We start from the raw sequence: 18,352 nt of genomic DNA, 5'->3' as shown, positions 1-18,352 counted from the left end.
ATCGAAGGCCCTAGACTCTAGGCGCTAGGGGAGTAGCTTGTAGAACCTAGAGCATCGAACCTAGAACCTAGCTTCGTAGGTTGGGTAGAGCGTAGCGAAACCCAACAAAATTGACAGCTCAATAACCTTGATTAATCTTTAGCTGATAGCTGATAGCTGATAGCTGATAGCTGATAGCTGATAGCTGATAGCTGATAGCTGATAGCTGATAGCTGATAGCTGATAGCTGATAGCTGATAGCTGATAGCTGATAGTAGCGATAGAGGGAATTTTATGAAACTTGAAGATATTCGCCGTGAATATTTACAGGATGGTTTATCTGAAGACATGCTTGAAGCGTCTCCAATCAAGCAGTTTGAAAAATGGCTTGAGCAAGCTGTTGCCACTAATTTGCCTGATCCTACGGCGATGGTCGTCGCAACGGTTGATGAGCATGGTCAGCCTTCGCAGCGTATTGTGCTGTTAAAGCATCTTGATGAAAATGGCTTTGTGTTTTTTACCAATACTGGCTCGCGCAAGGCGCAAGAGCTTAAAGGTAATAACAAAATTTCTCTGCACTTTCCGTGGCACCACATGGAGCGACAAGTCATTGTCTATGGTGAAGCTAAACCATTACCAACAACGGCTGTGGCTAAGTACTTTTTATCGCGTCCCAAAGAAAGCCAGTTAGCTGCATGGGCATCTCAGCAAAGCCGTCCTGTGTCATCGCGTAAGGTGCTAATGGAAACATTTGCGAAAATGAAGCAAAAGTTTTCTGAGGGTGAAATTCCACTGCCTGATTTTTGGGGAGGCTATTGTGTTGAGCCTACTAAAATCGAATTTTGGCAAGGCGGAGCACACCGCTTACACGACCGCTTTATGTATCAACGCCAAGCCGACGGTAGTTGGCAGTTTGGTCGTTTAAATCCGTAAATGCGTTTTATCGATTCCCACTGCCACCTTGATTTTAGCGAATTTGATGAGACTCGCACAGAGCTCATCAAAGCATGCAAGCAAGTAGGGATTGAGCATTTTATTGTGCCGGGAGTGAGCTTGGCACAATCTACAAAACTATTCTCTTTTGCTAAATCAGAGCCAAGTATTTCAGTTGCTTTAGGCTTACATCCTTATTTATTATCTGATCACCAAACTCATCATCTCGCTGAACTAGAGCAATTAGCAAAAGCCAATTCAGGCCAGTTTATTGCGATCGGTGAGTGCGGACTTGATCGCAGCATCGACAACCTTGATAAACAAACGCAGCTTTTTGAAGGGCAGATAGAGCTTGCCAACCAACTCGCTTTACCAATCATTGTACATCATAGACAAAGCCATGACTTAATTGCTCGCTCATTTAAGCGCTGCAAGCCAAAGTATGGAGGTGTTATTCATGCCTTTTCAGGTTCAGAGCAACAAGCTCAGAGTTATATTAGACAAGGGTTTAAGCTTGGTGTTGGGGGCGTGATTAGTTACCCGCGCGCTGCTAAAACTCGTAAAGTTATAAGTACAATTGAACCCCAGTATTTAGTGCTTGAAACCGACTCGCCATCAATGCCGCTAGCTGGTTTTCAAGGGCAGATTAATACACCACTAAAGGTGCGCGATGTGTTTGCTCATCTATGTGAGCTTAAAGGCGCGACAGGTGATGCAAAGCAGCAATTGGCTGCTGAACTTTATGATTCTTGCTCTGCGCTTTTTTTGATGTAACGGTTGATTTGCCAGTGTTTTAAGCCGCGTCCTAGTTGCCAAGTAAAAATACAGGTGATCACTAACATTAATAACACTTGGCGACCTAAATCATGAAAACTACTGTGACTGGTCGCAATAGATGCCTGCGTTAAATAGGTAATCGACACAAAGCCAATTGGCCTTTCATCATCACTTATCACAGGTTCTACAAATGGGGTTTTAAGCTTGCTGATACCCGGCGTTGAATCGGGTAATAAACCAAAAGTGTGGTGGCTTTGCCAATTATCGCTGGCCGCAATTTGAATACCTTGTTGATCGTAAATCGTTGCCGCTAACACATACTCATCTTCAGCAATATGATTACACAACGCATTTAACTCTGGTTTGTTTTTTTCTTGCAGTGGGGTTTTTGCATTTAATGCCATAAACTTGGTTAAGCTTATCGCTGTACTATCAGCGCTATCATAAAGTAATTGGTGGCTTTGAAAGCTACTATTCATGGCAACCCAACTTAACAGCACAAAACAGGCTGCAGCCAAGCTTAAGCGCACAACACGTTGGCGATAAGTGGCTGAAAAGGGAATTTTAAGTTGGTTATTTTTCATAGTCACCGTATACGTTACTGACAGCTTTTAAATTTGATGGTACAACATGATAACTTTAACAGCCCCTTGAGTGCGAGTGCCAAATGCACGACCAAGGACAGACATAAGTCTAATGTGGAGCCACTATGTCACAGCTTAGCTTAGCTGCTACACCTTCAGCAAATTTAGCAGAACAAATCAGCCTAAATTGCTGGTATAAAATTGAAAACAAACACCTTATTACAACAGACTTTACGCCAAAAGCAAATCAAGGCGTGTTCAGTGTTGCCTTTGGTAATGAGCTTAATGCTGAGCAATTACTAGCGATTAGCGATTTTTTAGCGGCGCAAGGGTTTAGTAATTTATCGCTTTGTTGTTATCAGCCAATCGCAGACATGCCAGTAGCGTGGAGCTTTCATAGCGATACAACAACTGCACTAAGTCCATTGGTATTAGTTGAGTTTGCTAAGCAATTGGGTATTCAACTGGTGCAATTAACTAATCCACCCACGGTGAATGAACCAGGTTTATTGCTGATGGATATGGACTCAACAGCCATTACTATCGAGTGTATCGACGAAATTGCGCGTCTTGCCGATGTGTATGATGAAGTTGCCGCTGTAACCGCGCAAGCAATGGCCGGTCAGCTGGACTTTGCACAAAGTTTAAAGCAGCGTGTCGCAAAACTAGAAGGTATCGATGTAGACTTAATTGATGGCTTAAAAGCGCGTTTACCGCTTATGCCGGGCGTGAGTGAATTATGCCAATACCTAAAAGCGCATAACTGGCATTTAGCAATAGCATCAGGTGGTTTTGTGCCATTTGCTGAGCAAGTACAGTCACTGCTTGATTTAGATGAAGTGCATGCCAATACCCTTGAATTCAAAGATAATCGTTTAACAGGCAAGGTCATAGGAACGATTGTTGATGCTGAGGAAAAAGCCCGTGTACTTAAACGAATCGAACAAAAGCTTACCTTAAACAACCGCCAAACTGTTGCTATGGGTGATGGTGCGAACGATTTGAAAATGATGGCTGCGGCAGGGCTTGGTGTTGCTGTGCATGGTAAACCTAAAGTAGTTGAGCAAGCACAAACTGCAATTAATGAGGGCTCATTACTGCAAGTTGCTTACTTACTCTCTCTACCGTTAGATTACTCGCTTTAACCAAGTCGCTTTGCGTTTACTCATTTCATTGATCAGCCTTTGGTCAATATCAAAATGGGTAAGCGCTTCTTCGGTTATATCAATTAAATCACCCACACCAGCTACTGCCCATAGTGCTTCTTCTAAGTCTTTTGCTTTATGTAATGCGTACTGACTAATGTATTTGAGTTCATTCGCTAAGTAATCAATATCTGGGCGACCAGTTCGTGATACATATAAACGAAATACAAAGACTAAATCGTTTTTCAGCGCTTTTTTCACAAACAAAGTTTGTGGTTTGTAATCATCTTCACTAATACAGCGGCTGGTAATTGCATCGCTTATTTCGGCTTGGCGCGGATCAAAGCGAACAAATAGGGTAAATGGCAGAGGTGGATCTTGGCGACTACGGTCTTTGATCAACGGGGTGATCACTTCTGTAATTTGATCCGTTGATAAGAATCCGTCGATGCTGGTTGTTTCGTTCAATAACGCAAAATTTTGTAGTAGTACATGAAGTGGGCTTGGATATAAGCCTTGGCCAATAGCGCCAGCTTTAAAGTGGGCAGCTTCTTTATGTAAATAAAACGGGAATTGGCATACGCTTTTGGTCACCATATTTCTGAGTGCAGTTGATAGCCCCGGAATTTTAGGGGTTTCTTCACAAACACGTAATTTGTCTTTGTTGTTATCGATTAATACGGTGAAAAACTTAATCGCCATATGCGGTAAGTCACCAACTTTATGCACTTTTAAATTTACCGTTGTCAGTGATTTACTTATAGCCATTACTTCATAAGCCAGATTTGTTAAATCGTGCTTTTTGGTAATTTTTTGCAAATCAGGCAAGTTTAGTTTGATGATATCGCCTTTTTTGAACTCAACCGGTTGGTCGCATTCAATTTGCAAGCCCATCACAGACAAATCACGAGTATGGCCTGTAATTTTTTGCTCATGATGTTCAATGCTGATAGCTGTTTTGTATAAATAGCGTTTATGAGCACGAAGGTTCACATACTCAAGCGCCACAGGCTCTAAATGAGGAGGCGTTTTATGCTTACTGTGACCAAACTGTTTAAGTTGGTTTACCGCATCTTTATTATAATCAAGCTGTTGGTATGTTTGTTGTTCAAACTTAGTACCCACCGAGGTCAAAATCAGTAGATATTTAACATCTTTAATCAAACCCTGCACCCGTGGTGTCGGTGGCTTATTTAGTTTTTCGATGTTTTTACCAGCACTGCTTGGTAGCGACAGCGGAATATACGAATCTTCCGGGTGGCTTGGCATCAACTGAAGCTTAAAGCATTGCCAGCTGTCTTTTTGGCTACCAAAGCCGAGGAACAAATTTCTCAGTTGTGGTTGGCTATCAAGCTCACTTCGCGTAGCAGAATAATAATAAATCTTGCCTGCAACGGTGTGAGTGAAGGTATACAAGTATTCTTCTTTAACCGCTTCAGGTGAGCTGAGCAACTGACCTAGGCGTTGCTGATTTATAATGCTGTATAAGCATGACAACTTACGTTCATCACAAAAATAGCGCTGAATAAAAATGTTATTTTCTGTGGTTAACGCAAGGCTAGGATATAGTTTGTCGCCTTGTAAGCTTAAAAATGTATAAAATGAGGTAACACGTGGAATGTAGTATTGCTCGTAGCCTTTTGATACAACCGCATCTAAGGTATTGTCTAAGTTCACTTTATAGCGACGTTTATTACCGTGAATAAAGCTCTCTAAGAACTCATCAAACTTTTCATTATTTTCAATAAAGGTGCGTTTTAAGCGTACATGATTGTATTCACGAGACACTTTTTCTACTGCAACTACTTCGTATTGAATACCGTTTTTCAAGCCCAATTCAAAATCTTGCTCTAGACCAACTAAGCGCAGACCAATTAGTTGGCCTTTTTTAACTTTATACCGTGGTGCTAACTTGATTTTAGCGCCACTTAAAGAGATATCAGAGGTAGAAGCGGCAACCTTATTGTCTTTATCTAGTTCAACGGTAATTTTAATTGAGTAGTTCATCCGCTCTTCGCGGCGACTTTCATAAGATGCAAACTTAATGACCTTAGCAGACTGCTCTGTCGTGCTACTATCGTCAGTTAAAGCTTGTTCAGCGGCTTTTTTTTGCATTACGCGGTGATTGTTTTCGGTATTCATTACCGCTTCGTAAACGGCAAGGGTGTAACCACCGTGGCGCTTTATAGCATCTTCAAACACTTCAATGGCGGTATCGTCCATAAAGTGTTGCTTACCATCATATTCGTAGGGTTTGACTTGGCCGGTTACCTGGCCACGTAAATCAATAAAGCGTGCTACAGGCTGAGATAAGCGCGACATTTCCATTTTGATCAGAAACTGCTCTGGCTTTGTTAAGCTAGCTGTTTTTGATTTAAACAGTTTGTCGAACTGGGGAGTGCCTAAATGTGCCTTTAGTTCTTCAACTAGGCTTTCATATTTAAGCAGTATGTCTTCAGCCATTTATAAAACCATCACCGTCTATCTAAAAAAGTAGGTATACTAGCTGGCTATTGAAAGCCAAAGCAGTGTAACTAGTTTTTTATTTTATTAGTTATTGTTATATGTATTCGCCAATTAAATGGCAAGCACTGTAAAGTTTTACTTGTAAGCAAGAACTGTGCCCTTAACCATTTCTTAATTAAGCACTTAGCATGATTAAGCGTTTTTCATGGGGCAAGTTACAGCATATTATCTTTTGTGACTACAAAAGTGACTCTAGATTAATTACCTGAGTCATATGTTTTACTTTAGCTATTATATGCTTGAAAATACAGAAATAGTCACAAAACAGCGACCAAAATAGGTAAGGCCGAATGGCAAAATCAGCAAAAATCGAATTTGTCTGCACTGAGTGCGGCATGAACTATCAACGCTGGCAAGGTCAGTGTAAGTGTGGAGCGTGGAATACGCTGGCAGAATTTAAGCCTTCAGCGGGGCAATCGAAGCAAGCGGCAAGCCGTGCGGCAGTAGCAGGCTATGCCGGTATCGCTAGCGGTGGCTCAAAGAAAATCAATGAAGTTGCGACCACCGAGGCCGAAAAACGCCTCACGGAAATAGGTGAGCTAGACAGAGTACTAAGTGGTGGCGTAACCACAGGCTCTGTTAACATTATCTCAGGCGACCCTGGTGCCGGTAAAACCACCTTGCTATCAGATTTAGTCGCACGTATGTCAAAGCTAATGCCTTCTTTATACTGTACAGCTGAAGAGTCTCTATCGCAGTTTAAAAATCGTGTGAATCGCTTACGTTTAGATTACAACGAAGATGAGCTTTACTTGCTGTCTGAAACCAGTGTTGAAGCCATCATTGAAGAGCTTGATAAAAACAAAATTAAGTTCGCGGTTATTGACTCAATTCAGGCCGTGGTAACAGAAACGGCAAATGGTAGCCCAGGCTCGCCATCACAGGTTAAAAGTGCAGCGCAAGCTTTAACACAATACTGTAAGCAAAATGATGTCACTATGTTCATCATTGCTCATGTAAACAAAAATAACGAAATTGCTGGGCCGCAAACACTTGTGCATATCGTTGATGCTTTATTGCATATCGATACCAATGATGGGCAAATTAGAACCTTACGTGCTAATAAAAACCGTTTTGGCGATATCGACACTGTGGGTATTTTTAGAATGTGTGAGCGCGGAATGCTGAGCGTTGATAACCCAAGCGAAATCTTTTTATCTGGTTCTAGTACCGAGTCTCCGGGCTCAGCTATTACCTGTATTCGTAAGGGTAACCGTAACTTATTACTCGAAATACAATGTTTAACCACTGAAACCGAAGCTGAATTCCCGCAGCGCGTGTGTGTTGGTCTAAATATGAACCGTATCAAGATGCTAACGGGTATTTTACGTAAGCACACAAAAACAAAAATCTTCCACGATACTTTTTTCAACATTGTTGGTGGTTTAAAAATCGATGAGTCAGAGACTTGTATCGATTTAGCATTGGTAGCAGCACTTTTAAGCAGCTTGAACGAATTTGTTGTACCGCGTACCACCTGTATTATGGGTGAGCTAAGTTTAAATGGTGATGTAAGACCAATCGACAGCGGCGTACCTCGAGTTAAAGAAGCTGCGCAACACGGTTTTACTGAGATCTTTATTCCATATCGTAATTACCATAAATCAATGGAAGGCCTTGGGGCTAAGATCACCCCAGTAAAAACCGTGCATGAGCTATTGTCGTTAATAAACTAAATACAATTTGATACACTGATAAAAAATTTACACCAATTAAAGGAAATAAAATGAAGAAGTTAATTATTGCAGCGGTTGTTGCTGCGGCTGTCGGTGGCGTAGCTTACGCAAATTACGCAGCTACACAGGAAGTGAAAAAGGTGGTTGATAAGCAAATCAGTGCGTTATCAATCCAAAGCGGTGTAGAAATTAAATACAGCGATATCTCAGCTAGTATTTTTGATAGCAGCATGCAGTTATCTGAGATCACGGTTTCAAATAGTTTAAGCAATGAGCCTGTCGCAACAATCGATAGCATTGATGTGTCGGGTTACGAAGTAGATGCCGTGCCGCCTCATACTGGTTTTGTTATGAAGAACTTTCGTTTTAGCGATGAATTTTTAGCGCAGCTGCCAGAAAACTCTAATAACAAGCTAGCATCAACAAGCTATAACGTTGACTCATCGCTTGATTATAATAAAGCTTCAGGCGACAGCGACTTTGCTCTTAAAGTGACTGCAAATGAGGTGGCTGACGTTAACTTTAATCTTGGTTTAGCTAAAACCACAGCGCTGATGGAAGCATCACTCGCTGTGAGCCAGATGCAAAATGAAGCAGCTGATGGTCAGCTTACTTTAGAGCAGCAGTTACAACAGCAATCGAAGATGATGGCAGCCCTCACGCAGTTAGAGCCACGTAGCATCAATATGTCGATTGCTGATGAAGGTGAGCTTAAAGCGGTTGTTGATAGCTTCTTAACTGCGCAAGGCATGACTCATGAGCAATTTAAGCAAGTCGTTGCTATGCAGTTACAACAAGTGCCAGTAAGCGAAGAACTTGCAACAGCGATTAGTAACTTTGTGAATGGTTTATCGTCTTTCTCAGTGTCAGCTAAATTACCAGAAGGTAAGACTATGATGGAGATTAATCAGCAAATTCAAATGCTGATGGGTCAGCCAGAAGAGCTTGCGAAATTTATCAACCTACAAGCAAGTGGCGAATAATCTCAAGCCTCTTTTGTAAACCTAACCTTAAAGTGACGAGTGATTTAACTTACTCACTTTAAGGTTGTTTTTTATCTGCATCACACCTTGGCTGTGTTCTAAAAATTTCTGTGCTAAAGCGCGTTGAAAGCCTGTTTCTGCAATACCTTTTAGTTCAACAGTTTCACCTTCAACAATCACTTGTAAGTTTTCAATGTGAAAGTTAGGGTTACGAGTTAACTTCTGCAATGCCATTTGCTGTAAGCGAGGTTGCGCCGATGTGCTTGTTGTTAGCACACTGGTATTGGCGCTTACGTTCGTTGCGCATGCAAGTAAAAAAATACAGCTTAATGATGTAAGTACTACGGTTAATTTGAAGCGGCTCATACAATTCCCTCGTTAATCTAGTCTGCTGTGAACTATTGCTGAACCTGTTACAATTATTATTCCAATATTTAAGTTGCTGAATTTTATTGTTTTATTTTTATTGGTGTGATGGGTGGGTAATAAAGTGTGAACTAATTACACAGTTAATAAGTAAAAAGGGTATGGCACAAAAATGCCGAGACAAGCTCGGCATTTTCACAGTAATGATGTTAAAGTTAAAACTACTTTTTCTTCTTCGTTTTAGCTTTGGCTTTTTTCTTTGCCTTCATTTTTACTGGATCTTTTTTCTTTTTAGATGGGATCTTCGCTTCTTTGTGCTGTGGCTCAAGCCCTTTAATTACTCGGCGTTTCAATTTTTGCTCAATGTAGCGCTCAATCTTACCAACAATTGCCACGTCATGAGCTTCAATAAATGAAATCGCAATGCCTTTTTTACCTGCACGACCAGTACGTCCAATACGGTGTACGTATACGTCTGCGGTACGTGGCATATCAAAGTTGATAACATGGCTGATATCAGCAACATCAATACCACGAGCAGCAACATCCGTTGCAACTAAGATATTGTTGCGACCAGAGTGAAAGTTCTCCATCGCTTTCATGCGCTTGTCTTGTGGCATTTCACCACGTAACCAAGCTACACGAAGGCCTTCGTTGTTTAGCTCACCAACTAATGTTTCTAGGCGCTCACGAGTTTTTACAAACACAATAGCTTTATGAATGTCGTCACCATTTAACGTTTCAACCAACATTTTTAGCTTGTGGTCGTAGTCATCCGCAAGATGAACCCATTGGTGGATTTTGCCTTTCTCTTTACGTGAAGATTCGGCTTCAAGCAGTGCCGGATCGTTTAAGATACGCTCTGCAAATAACTCAACGCTGTCACCTTCAAGGGTCGCTGAGAATAAGAAACATTGGCGGCGGTTACGTGCTTCATCACAAATACGTAGCATTTCTTTACGAAAGCCCATGTCTAGCATGCGGTCAGCTTCATCAAGAATAAGCATTTCAACGTTTTCAGCATGGAAGTTCTCTGTTTCAAGGTACTCCATTAAACGACCTGGTGTGGCAATGAGAATGTCGTTATTGCTTTCGAAAATTTCTCTGTGTGTCCCGTAGTTTATACCACCTGTTACAACTCCAATTTTAAGATGAGTTTGTGCGGCGAGTAATTCACATTGCTCATGAATTTGATAAGCAAGCTCACGGGTTGGTGTCATGATCAATACGCGCGCAAAGCCAGGATCGCGACGTGGGAAATCAAGCAAGTATTGAATTGCAGGGATCAAAAACGCGGCTGTTTTACCCGTTCCAGTAGGGGCAGATGCCAAAATATCACGACCTTGAAGTGCTTCAGGGATCGCTTGTTGTTGAATACTGGTAGGCGTATCAAAACCCATTTTATTAATGGCATTTAACAGCTTGTTATCGATATCAAATTCAGAAAATTGCATAGAGTGACATAAATAGAGGACAATTGAGCCTAATTATACGCGTTAACGCGGCTGTGGTGAATGAAAAGGTGAAAAAATGTCAGGCTTTGTGTTTAAACAATTTACGGTAACGCAAACACGCACGGCGATGAAAGTGTCGACTGATGGTATTTTGTTAGGGGCGTGGGCTGATGTAAGTGGTGCTAAGGGCATTTTAGACATTGGCACAGGCACAGGGCTGTTGGCGCTAATGGCAAAACAAAGAGCGCCTGAAGCAAAAGTAAGTGCCATCGAAATTGACGCGGGTGCCTGCAATGATGCCCAAGAAAACTTTGCGGCTAGCCCATGGCCTGATATAAACCTTTTCGAAGGTGCTGTGCAGTCGTTCAGCGCAGCAGAGCCTTTTGATGCGATCATCACCAATCCACCGTATTTTAATGCGAGCCTAAAAGGTGAAAACGATGCTCGAAATACTGCCCGCCATACTGATGGCCTGAGCTTCAGCGAATTAATAGCAGCGTGTACTAGGATTAGCCACGGCAAAACGCTTTTGAATGTGATTTTGCCTTGTGTAGAGGCAAAACAATTCATTGCGGTAGCTGAGCAGGCAGGCTGGTACTTAAATCGCCATTGCTTGGTACGTACAACCGAGAAAAAACAACCAAGTCGTAGCCTGTTGTTACTCAGCCAAAACAACGGCGAATGTGATACATCATCGTTAACCATACATGCAGCTGATGGCAGCTATAGCCAAGATTATAAAGAGCTCTGTAAAGCTTTTTACCTAAAGATGTAATCGTTATTCAGCAATGCTCGCTTCAAGGCCATCTTCACTTAAAAGTAACGTGTATGACTGCCCATATGATGCGTTGCAGATTGAGACTGGTTCATAAACTCGCTTATCTTCATCATTGAGCTTTGATACTTTTAAATCATCAGCGCAGTCATCAATGTGGTACCAATAACTTAATTGATTTTGATATAAATTGACGATTTGCTTTTCAACTTTTAAGCGAAGGTTTTCAGTTGCGAGAATACGTATAGCAAAAAAGTCATCTTTATCATCATTAGCTTTTTTTACTAGAGTTAAACGAAGCTTTTCTTCATTTTGCCAAGCCATAAAATGATAAGGTTGATTTTGCTCTACCTGATACATCTGTGTGGCTGAGTTAGTTATGTCGCTGTGATCGACTACATAAAATGAAATACGGCTACGTTCATTGTGAGCATGTGTTACATCAACGGGAAGTGATTGCGATGCAAGCGTATCAACATAGTATTGAGAGTCTTTAACTTCTTGAGCATCACCAAACAGGTCAGTGTTTGCCATGTAATAGTCCACTTCTAAATCAGTGGTATTTACGAGTGTGTAATTGTTCTCATACATTTCATCGCCAAAGTTATGAGTTTCTTCAACTTCTAATTCATCACAACCAGTTAGCAAAATACTTGCGGCAATCATTATAGGTAGCGCACTTTTCATTGTTATTCCTTTTACAAATGAAGGAGCTGATTAGCATACTTATAAGTTATTGTACCTTTATTGGTTGTTAAATTGTACCGGTGGCTGTAATTGCATGACTTCATCAAGCTGAATTTGTTGCACATATTCAAGCTCTAATAGGGCGTCTAACACGGCTTTACTGTGCGACTTTTCTATTTCGGCGCTGCAAAAGTCAATAATGCTAAAGCGGCGTTTTATCAGCAGGCCGTTGATTTCAGGTAAAGGATGTGTGGTTTCAATTAGCACGCGGGTCGTAGGGCAGGGGTCGGCATAGCCTGAACGTAATAACTTTTTTAAATTAAACAAGTTATCATCAAGCCGACCCAGCTCAATGGCGGCTTTAGCGCTATCAGGAATAAATAATGGCTCAGCAAAGCGATTTATTTTTATTTCGCCCGTGGCGTTAATTGTAGCTACCTGATTACTGTCGTAACTGACAATATCACCGGTAATTAATGTGAATTGACTCATTGTGTTCCCTCGCAATGTTGTGTCGATTTCGGAGCTTAGCAAAATGGTGTGTTTGGTTAAGCCCTGATATAGTGCCAAAGTCTTAAGTTTTATACGAGTTTTTTATGTTCCGTTTATCAATTGTTTTATCTACCTTATTATTTTCTCAGTTGAGTTTTGCTGCATTGACGCCTGTGGGTCTTTGGAAAACTATTGACGAAGAAACGAATGAAGCGAAATCTTTAGTACGTATTAGTGAGCAAGATGGTGTGTTGGTTGGCAGTGTTGAAAAAATCCTTAACCCAGCCAAGCAAGACGCAATCTGCGAAGAGTGTAAAGGTGATAAGAAAAATCAGCCTATTTTAGGGTTAAAAATTATAGAAGGCGCTACAGATGCTGGCGATGGTAGCTGGCAAGAGGGTGAAATTCTAGACCCAAACAATGGTAAAACTTATACCCTTAAACTAACACCACAAGAACAAGGTAAGGTGCTTGAAGTACGCGGCTATATTGCATTTTTCTATCGTAATCAATATTGGCAACGTGTTGAATAACCATTAAAAAAGCCAAGCGATGCTTGGCTTTTTTATTCATGACTTACAAGCTTTCGCTGTACTCACTCATGACTTGTTCAACCCAGCTTGCGATACGCTCATCGCTAAGCTCGTATTGACTGTCCTCATCAAGAGCTAAGCCAACAAATTGTTTGCCATCTTCAGTGAGTGCTTTTGAAGCCTCAAATTCATAACTTGCATCGTTAGGCCATTTGCCTAGCAAGGTAATGCTTTGATCACAAATTTCATCGTGTAACATGCCAAGTGCGTCTTGGAACCACTGACCATAACCTTGTTGATCGCCCATACCAAACAGAGCCACGGTTTTGCCGTTTAGGTTAACATCTTTAATGTCGTCCCAGATTGATTCCCAATCTTCTTGCAACTCACCAAAATCCCAAGTTGAAATGCCGAAGATCACGAAATCAAATTGCTCTGCATTTTTTAATGGCTCATCTTTGATATTGTGAAGGCTCACGATGTCGTGACCAATAATATCGCGAATTTTCTCTGCCGCTATTTCTGTGTAGCAGGTTGTAGAACCATAAAATAAACCAATCTGCATCGTATTTATCACTGTGTATTTGCCTGATATGATAGGCGTAAGTTTACCGTAAGGTATAATCAATTGATACCTTGATAAGGATGAGAGTACGCGTGGCTGATAATAATTCACAAGCCCAAAAAGGTGTAATAACAGCAAATAACGCCGAACATGTAGAGTTATTTTTAGATACGCTGTATCTTGAGCAAGGAGTCAGCGAAAATACACTCGCAGCTTATCGCAGTGACCTTGAAAAGTTTTGCCAATTTTTAAAAGATAAAGACCTACTAGCCGTTCGCGCTGATGATATTGAAGCGTATTTAGCATACCGTGTTGATTTAGGACTGAAGTCGCGCAGCACAGCACGTAGCATCAGTGCGCTTAAGCGTTTTTATCAGTATTTTGTACGCGAAAAAGCCATTGCCGATTCGCCGATGGTCAATATTGCTCAGCCAAAAGCAGGGCAGTCATTACCAAAAACGCTGTCAGAAGCCGAAGTCGAAGCTCTGCTTGCAGCCCCAGACATAGAAGATCCTATGGGACTTCGAGATAAAGCCATGCTTGAGCTGTTATATGCCACAGGGCTTCGTGTTACAGAGCTGGTGGGACTCAGAATGGAGCAAATTAATTTGCGCCAGGCGGTGGTCTTTGTAAAAGGTAAGGGTAACAAAGAGCGTTTAGTTCCCTTAGGCGAAGAAGCTATGTACTGGCTTGAGCAGTTTTTAAAAGTGGGTCGTTCGCAAATGATTAAACATGCCACTGACTTTGTGTTCCCATCTAAGCGCGGGATTGGCATGACACGACAAACTTTTTGGCATCGCATCAAACACTATGCTATTTTGGCATCAGTTGAATCGCCGTTATCACCGCATACGCTTAGACACGCGTTTGCAACGCATTTGCTTAATCATGGGGCGGACCTTAGAGTCGTGCAAATGATGTTAGGTCACAGTGACTTATCAACAACACAAATTTATACCCATGTAGCGAATGAAAGATTGAAGTCGGTACACGAGCAACATCATCCACGTGCTTAGTGCAAGATTTTTAAAGATGTACCGGTCTATATAAAAAATGATCAGGATATAGGATATTTATGAAAAAGTTAGTTTTAGCCACAGCACTACTAGGCACAAGCTTAAATGTGTTTGCCAATGGCGTATCAACAACAGATGCTGCTGATGCCCCTATTATTGCTAAGTTTGCTGAGTTAGGCGTAACCGTTAAGCAAATCAACCCAAGCCCAGTGGCAGGCCTTAAAGAACTAATTACTGATAAGGGTGTACTGTACGCAAGCCCTGACGGTCAATTTTTAATGCAAGGAACACTGATTGACCTTAATAACCGAGTTAATCTAACAGAGCATGCACTGAGCGATGTACGTAAAGAAGGCATTGCTGAGTACGAAGACTCAATGATCGTTTACAAAGCGAAAAACGAAAAGCATTCAATCACAGTCTTTACCGATATTACCTGTGGTTACTGCCGTAAGTTACACCGTGAACTTGATGATTTCTTAGATGCGGGTATCACCGTTAAATACCTTGCTTTCCCACGTGGTGGTTTACGTGGTAAAGGTTACCAAGATTTAATGAATGTATGGTGTGCTAAAGACCCTGCTGAAGCGTTAACTGAAGCAAAAGCGGGTGCAGAAGTCGCAGACGTGCCAGGTTGTAACGCACCAATTGCTGAGCATTACCAACTAGGTCAAAGCTTTGGTATGTCGGGTACTCCAGCAATTATTTTAGAAGATGGCACCATGATCCCAGGTTATCAATCAGCTGCGCAGATCAGCCAAGCGCTTGATGCCTTACCAAAAACATCTTCATAATTGATTTTTTAAACGAAAAGGCCTATTTGTCGTAGGCCTTTTTTATTTGTATTAAGCAAAGAAGTACCATTTCCGACATGGAAAAAATAATTCAAGCTCGTCCTCATGTTGATGATTCGCATCTACCACACCATTTACACCCTGTAATTAAGCAAATATATGCGACTCGACAGGTGCAAAGTGCCACCGAACTCGATAATAGCGCTGCGACATTACATGACTTTAAGTTGTTTAAAGATATCGACAAAGCTGTGGTGCTATTGCAACAAGCCCTCGCGGCTCAAAGTCGCGTGTTAATCGTCGGTGACTTTGATGCCGATGGCGCAACCAGCACAGCAACCTTAATGCAAGGTCTTGCTATGTTTGGCTTAAAGAACCTTGATTACTTGGTACCTGACAGATTCAGCCTAGGTTATGGCTTAAGTCCTGCGCTTGCTGAGCAAATAGTGACTATGCAACCCGAGCTGGTGATCACTGTTGATAACGGTATTTCATGTATAGATGGCATTGCAATTGTTAAGCAAGCAGGTATTAAGGTGCTGGTAACTGACCATCATTTACAAGGTGAAGCCCTGCCAGATGCTGATGCCATCGTGAACCCAAATCGTCATGACTGTCAGTTTCCATCGAAATCAATAGCAGGGGTTGGGGTAGCTTTTTATCTGCTCATTGCTTTACGTAGCCACTTACGTGAACAAGGGTATTTTCAGCATCAGCCAATGCCAAATTTGGCTGAGTTACTTGATATTGTAGCCCTTGGTACCGTTGCCGATGTGGTCGCTCTTGATGCCAATAACCGTACCTTAGTTCATCAAGGTTTAGCACGTATTCGCAGTGGTAAAACACGCCCAGGTATTAGTGCCCTTATCGAAGTGGCAAATCGCAATGCAGCCCGTTTAAGTGCCAGTGACTTTGGCTTTTCATTGGCGCCACGCTTAAATGCAGCAGGGCGTTTAGATGATATGAGTTTAGGTATAGCCTGTTTGTTATCAAGCGATATAAACCAAGCACGCCGAATTGCCGGTGAGCTCGACAGCCTCAATCATGAGCGCCGTGAAATAGAGCAGGGCATGCAAACTGAAGCACAGGCGGTGCTTGACCGTTTAGCATTTAAAACTGAGTCAGTGCCTGATGCCATTTGTTTATACCAAGCTGATTGGCACCAAGGTGTGATTGGTATTTTGGCTGGTCGCTTAAAAGAAAAGTATCACCGCCCGACGATTATTTTCGCAGCGGGCGATAACGGCGAAATAAAAGGCTCTTGCCGCTCCATTGAAGGGCTGCATATGCGTGACTTACTAGAGCGAGTAAATACGCTCTATCCGCACTTGATCAGTAAATTTGGTGGTCATGCTATGGCGGCCGGGCTGAGTATCAATGAGCAATGTTTTACTGAATTTAAAACCGTGTTTGAGCAAATGGTGACAGACACACTCACTGAAGAGCATAAGCAAAGTATTTTACTTACCGACGGTGAATTACCTAATGAGTGCTTTTCGATGGAGTTTGCCAACTTACTAAAAAATGCCGGCCCCTGGGGGCAGCAATTTCCAGAGCCAGTGTTTGAGCATGTTTTTGAGGTAATACAGCAGCGCATTGTTGGTGAAAAACACTTAAAACTGGTTTTAAAACATCAATCTGGACGATTAGTTGACGGTATTGCATTTGGTGTTGATGTGCGTGCATGGCCAGATACCGAAGTGCGTTATGTGAAAGCTGCTTATCAACTCGATATAAATGAATTCCGTGGTAAATTCTCGTTACAGTTGATTATTCGAGAGCTACAAAAAGCGACATAAAAATATCGTTATAATCGACATAAAAGGCTAATAAAACGCTCGGTTTTTTGTTAAAATCGGGCGTTTTTAATATTTGTAGATAATTTACCGTATTTATTGTCGATATCGGTGCGCGGTAAATCAGCCATTTTGGAGTAATGTACATGTTTGAAGTGAATCCTGTGATTAACCAAATCAAGGAAATTCGCGAACGTACTGAACTGCTTCGGGGGTACCTTTGACTACCCTCTTAAGAAAGAGCGGTTAGAAGAAGTTAACGCAGAACTTGAAGATTCAGCAGTGTGGAATGAGCCAGAGCGAGCTCAAGCACTTGGCCGTGAAAAGTCGGCACTCGAAGCTATCGTTGAGACCATTGATAATCTAGTGTCAGGTACCGAAGATGTTGAAGGTTTAGTCGAGCTTGCTGTTGAAGCAGAAGATGAAGAAACCTTCGCAGAAGCCGAAGCTGAATTAGGCGATTTAAACGCACAGCTTGAAAAGCTAGAGTTCCGTCGTATGTTCTCAGGCGACCATGACCAAAACGATGCTTACCTTGATTTACAATCAGGTTCAGGCGGTACCGAAGCCCAAGACTGGTGCAACATGCTACTGCGTATGTATTTACGTTGGGGTGAAGCAAAAGGCTTTAAAGTTGAACTGGTTGAAGCAACTGATGGTGATGTGGCTGGTATCAAAGGTGCAACAGTGCGCTTTGTTGGCGAATATGCATACGGTTGGTTACGTACAGAAACAGGTGTTCACCGTTTAGTGCGTAAGAGCCCGTTCGACTCAAGTGGTCGTCGTCATACCTCATTTGCATCGGCATTCGTTTACCCAGAAATCGACGATAATATTGAAATTGATATTAATCCGGCAGACTTACGTATTGACGTTTACCGCGCATCAGGCGCCGGTGGTCAGCACGTAAATACAACAGAATCTGCGGTTCGTATTACTCACATACCAACTAACACTGTTGTACAGTGCCAAAATGAGCGTTCACAGCACAAGAATAAAGACCAAGCAATGAAGCAGTTAAAAGCGAAATTGTTTGAGCTTGAAATTCAAAAGCAAAATGCTGAGAAACAAAGCCAAGAAGATGCTAAATCTGATATTGGCTGGGGTAGTCAAATTCGTTCATACGTACTTGATGACTCGCGCATTAAAGACTTACGTACTGGCGTTGAAAACCGTAATACACAAGCGGTTCTTGACGGCGACTTAGATAAATTTATTGAAGCCAGCCTTAAATCTGGCCTATAACCACCAAGCTAAAAAAGAGCTAAAAA

Annotated in this window: 18 protein-coding genes; 11 read left to right on the top strand and 7 right to left on the bottom strand. The window is 41.9% G+C overall.

What is annotated here, in order from left to right:
* The first annotated feature begins 273 nt into the window (after positions 1–273).
* Positions 274–912 carry a pyridoxamine 5'-phosphate oxidase gene (gene pdxH, locus NFU46_RS07090; protein ID WP_251600874.1) on the top strand — a complete coding sequence of 213 codons (639 nt, stop codon included), beginning with the start codon at positions 274–276 and terminating at the stop codon, positions 910–912.
* Positions 913–1,686, top strand: coding sequence for a TatD family hydrolase (locus tag NFU46_RS07085; protein ID WP_251600872.1), 774 nt, complete (start codon positions 913–915; stop codon positions 1,684–1,686).
* On the opposite strand, the gene NFU46_RS07080 is transcribed toward NFU46_RS07085, so the two are convergent.
* Positions 1,653–2,273 carry an AhpA/YtjB family protein gene (locus NFU46_RS07080; RefSeq protein WP_054560826.1) on the bottom strand — a complete coding sequence of 207 codons (621 nt, stop codon included), beginning with the start codon at positions 2,271–2,273 and terminating at the stop codon, positions 1,653–1,655. The two genes, NFU46_RS07085 and NFU46_RS07080, sit on opposite strands and share 34 nt — an antisense overlap.
* Before the next feature lie 125 nt (positions 2,274–2,398).
* Between NFU46_RS07080 and serB the strand changes: the two genes are divergently transcribed.
* A complete protein-coding gene (gene serB / locus NFU46_RS07075) occupies positions 2,399–3,418 on the top strand; it encodes a phosphoserine phosphatase SerB (protein WP_175082928.1) in 1,020 nt (339 codons plus the stop codon).
* Here serB and NFU46_RS07070 read toward each other — a convergent pair.
* Entirely contained in the window at positions 3,401–5,881 is a 2,481-nt protein-coding gene (locus tag NFU46_RS07070; RefSeq protein WP_251600870.1) for a PilZ domain-containing protein, read from the bottom strand. The genes serB and NFU46_RS07070 overlap by 18 nt on opposite strands.
* A 353-nt stretch (positions 5,882–6,234) precedes the next feature.
* On the opposite strand from NFU46_RS07070, the gene radA reads away from it, so the two are divergent.
* Both radA and NFU46_RS07060 read left to right on the top strand, forming a co-directional pair.
* The gene (gene radA, locus NFU46_RS07065; RefSeq protein WP_063528732.1) at positions 6,235–7,620 is read left to right on the top strand and encodes a DNA repair protein RadA; all 1,386 of its coding nucleotides are present in this window, start codon (positions 6,235–6,237) and stop codon (positions 7,618–7,620) included.
* A gap of 50 nt (positions 7,621–7,670) precedes the next feature.
* Entirely contained in the window at positions 7,671–8,603 is a 933-nt protein-coding gene (locus tag NFU46_RS07060; protein ID WP_251600868.1) for a hypothetical protein, read from the top strand.
* A 27-nt stretch (positions 8,604–8,630) separates the two neighbouring features.
* Here NFU46_RS07060 and NFU46_RS07055 read toward each other — a convergent pair whose 3' ends face one another.
* Positions 8,631–8,969: a BON domain-containing protein gene (locus NFU46_RS07055; protein WP_251600866.1), complete on the bottom strand. Its 339-nt coding sequence runs from the start codon at positions 8,967–8,969 to the stop codon at positions 8,631–8,633.
* A 221-nt stretch (positions 8,970–9,190) separates the two neighbouring features.
* Complete coding sequence (srmB, locus tag NFU46_RS07050) at positions 9,191–10,423, bottom strand: ATP-dependent RNA helicase SrmB (protein ID WP_251600864.1); 1,233 nt, start codon at positions 10,421–10,423, stop codon at positions 9,191–9,193.
* A 76-nt stretch (positions 10,424–10,499) separates the two neighbouring features.
* Here srmB and NFU46_RS07045 point away from each other — a divergent pair, with 76 nt between their 5' ends.
* Positions 10,500–11,198, top strand: coding sequence for a tRNA1(Val) (adenine(37)-N6)-methyltransferase (locus tag NFU46_RS07045; protein WP_251600862.1), 699 nt, complete (start codon positions 10,500–10,502; stop codon positions 11,196–11,198).
* Between the two features lie 3 nt (positions 11,199–11,201).
* Here NFU46_RS07045 and NFU46_RS07040 read toward each other — a convergent pair whose 3' ends face one another.
* Positions 11,202–11,885 carry a hypothetical protein gene (locus NFU46_RS07040; protein ID WP_251600859.1) on the bottom strand — a complete coding sequence of 228 codons (684 nt, stop codon included), beginning with the start codon at positions 11,883–11,885 and terminating at the stop codon, positions 11,202–11,204.
* 57 nt (positions 11,886–11,942) lie between these two features.
* Positions 11,943–12,377, bottom strand: a complete 435-nt coding sequence (locus NFU46_RS07035; protein WP_175082923.1) for a hypothetical protein — start codon at positions 12,375–12,377, stop codon at positions 11,943–11,945.
* Between the two features lie 104 nt (positions 12,378–12,481).
* Between NFU46_RS07035 and NFU46_RS07030 the strand changes: the two genes are divergently transcribed.
* Complete coding sequence (locus tag NFU46_RS07030; RefSeq protein ID WP_175081026.1) at positions 12,482–12,910, top strand: DUF2147 domain-containing protein; 429 nt, start codon at positions 12,482–12,484, stop codon at positions 12,908–12,910.
* Between the two features lie 43 nt (positions 12,911–12,953).
* Here the strand turns inward: NFU46_RS07030 and fldB are convergent, their stop codons facing one another.
* Positions 12,954–13,475, bottom strand: a complete 522-nt coding sequence (fldB, locus tag NFU46_RS07025; protein ID WP_251600856.1) for a flavodoxin FldB — start codon at positions 13,473–13,475, stop codon at positions 12,954–12,956.
* A 128-nt stretch (positions 13,476–13,603) separates the two neighbouring features.
* Between fldB and xerD the strand changes: the two genes are divergently transcribed.
* The 4 genes from xerD (at position 13,604) to prfB (ending at position 18,326) form a co-directional block, all read left to right on the top strand.
* A complete protein-coding gene (gene xerD / locus NFU46_RS07020) occupies positions 13,604–14,491 on the top strand; it encodes a site-specific tyrosine recombinase XerD (protein WP_405030630.1) in 888 nt (295 codons plus the stop codon).
* Positions 14,492–14,550: 59 nt separating this feature from the next.
* Entirely contained in the window at positions 14,551–15,285 is a 735-nt protein-coding gene (gene dsbC / locus NFU46_RS07015) for a bifunctional protein-disulfide isomerase/oxidoreductase DsbC (protein ID WP_054560813.1), read from the top strand.
* Between the two features lie 77 nt (positions 15,286–15,362).
* Entirely contained in the window at positions 15,363–17,084 is a 1,722-nt protein-coding gene (gene recJ, locus NFU46_RS07010) for a single-stranded-DNA-specific exonuclease RecJ (RefSeq protein ID WP_175082921.1), read from the top strand.
* 143 nt (positions 17,085–17,227) lie between these two features.
* A protein-coding gene (prfB, locus tag NFU46_RS07005) for a peptide chain release factor 2 (protein ID WP_105181232.1) occupies positions 17,228–18,326 on the top strand; the annotation gives its coding sequence in 2 pieces (ribosomal slippage) (positions 17,228–17,302 and positions 17,304–18,326; 1,098 coding nt in all).
* Positions 18,327–18,352: the final 26 nt, after the last annotated feature.

The organism is Pseudoalteromonas sp. NCCP-2140 (assembly GCF_023708065.1).
In the GTDB taxonomy this organism is placed as follows: Bacteria; Pseudomonadota; Gammaproteobacteria; order Enterobacterales; family Alteromonadaceae; genus Pseudoalteromonas.
The sequence above is the reverse complement of the archived record's forward strand: the minus strand, read 5'-3'. Positions and strand labels throughout refer to the sequence as shown.

Bases quoted from the DNA above. Each gene is read 5' to 3' on its own strand.
- NFU46_RS07060 (WP_251600868.1), top strand. From the start codon at position 7,671: ATGAAGAAGTTAATTATTGCAGCGGTTGTTGCTGCGGCTGTCGGTGGC.
- fldB (WP_251600856.1), bottom strand. From the start codon at position 13,475: ATGCAGATTGGTTTATTTTATGGTTCTACAACCTGCTACACAGAAATA.
- NFU46_RS07035 (WP_175082923.1), bottom strand. From the start codon at position 12,377: ATGAGTCAATTCACATTAATTACCGGTGATATTGTCAGTTACGACAGT.
- NFU46_RS07080 (WP_054560826.1), bottom strand. From the start codon at position 2,273: ATGAAAAATAACCAACTTAAAATTCCCTTTTCAGCCACTTATCGCCAA.
- serB (WP_175082928.1), top strand. From the start codon at position 2,399: ATGTCACAGCTTAGCTTAGCTGCTACACCTTCAGCAAATTTAGCAGAA.
- NFU46_RS07085 (WP_251600872.1), top strand. From the start codon at position 913: ATGCGTTTTATCGATTCCCACTGCCACCTTGATTTTAGCGAATTTGAT.
- NFU46_RS07040 (WP_251600859.1), bottom strand. From the start codon at position 11,885: ATGAAAAGTGCGCTACCTATAATGATTGCCGCAAGTATTTTGCTAACT.
- dsbC (WP_054560813.1), top strand. From the start codon at position 14,551: ATGAAAAAGTTAGTTTTAGCCACAGCACTACTAGGCACAAGCTTAAAT.
- NFU46_RS07045 (WP_251600862.1), top strand. From the start codon at position 10,500: ATGTCAGGCTTTGTGTTTAAACAATTTACGGTAACGCAAACACGCACG.
- radA (WP_063528732.1), top strand. From the start codon at position 6,235: ATGGCAAAATCAGCAAAAATCGAATTTGTCTGCACTGAGTGCGGCATG.
- pdxH (WP_251600874.1), top strand. From the start codon at position 274: ATGAAACTTGAAGATATTCGCCGTGAATATTTACAGGATGGTTTATCT.
- srmB (WP_251600864.1), bottom strand. From the start codon at position 10,423: ATGCAATTTTCTGAATTTGATATCGATAACAAGCTGTTAAATGCCATT.
- recJ (WP_175082921.1), top strand. From the start codon at position 15,363: ATGGAAAAAATAATTCAAGCTCGTCCTCATGTTGATGATTCGCATCTA.
- NFU46_RS07030 (WP_175081026.1), top strand. From the start codon at position 12,482: ATGTTCCGTTTATCAATTGTTTTATCTACCTTATTATTTTCTCAGTTG.
- NFU46_RS07070 (WP_251600870.1), bottom strand. From the start codon at position 5,881: ATGGCTGAAGACATACTGCTTAAATATGAAAGCCTAGTTGAAGAACTA.
- NFU46_RS07055 (WP_251600866.1), bottom strand. From the start codon at position 8,969: ATGAGCCGCTTCAAATTAACCGTAGTACTTACATCATTAAGCTGTATT.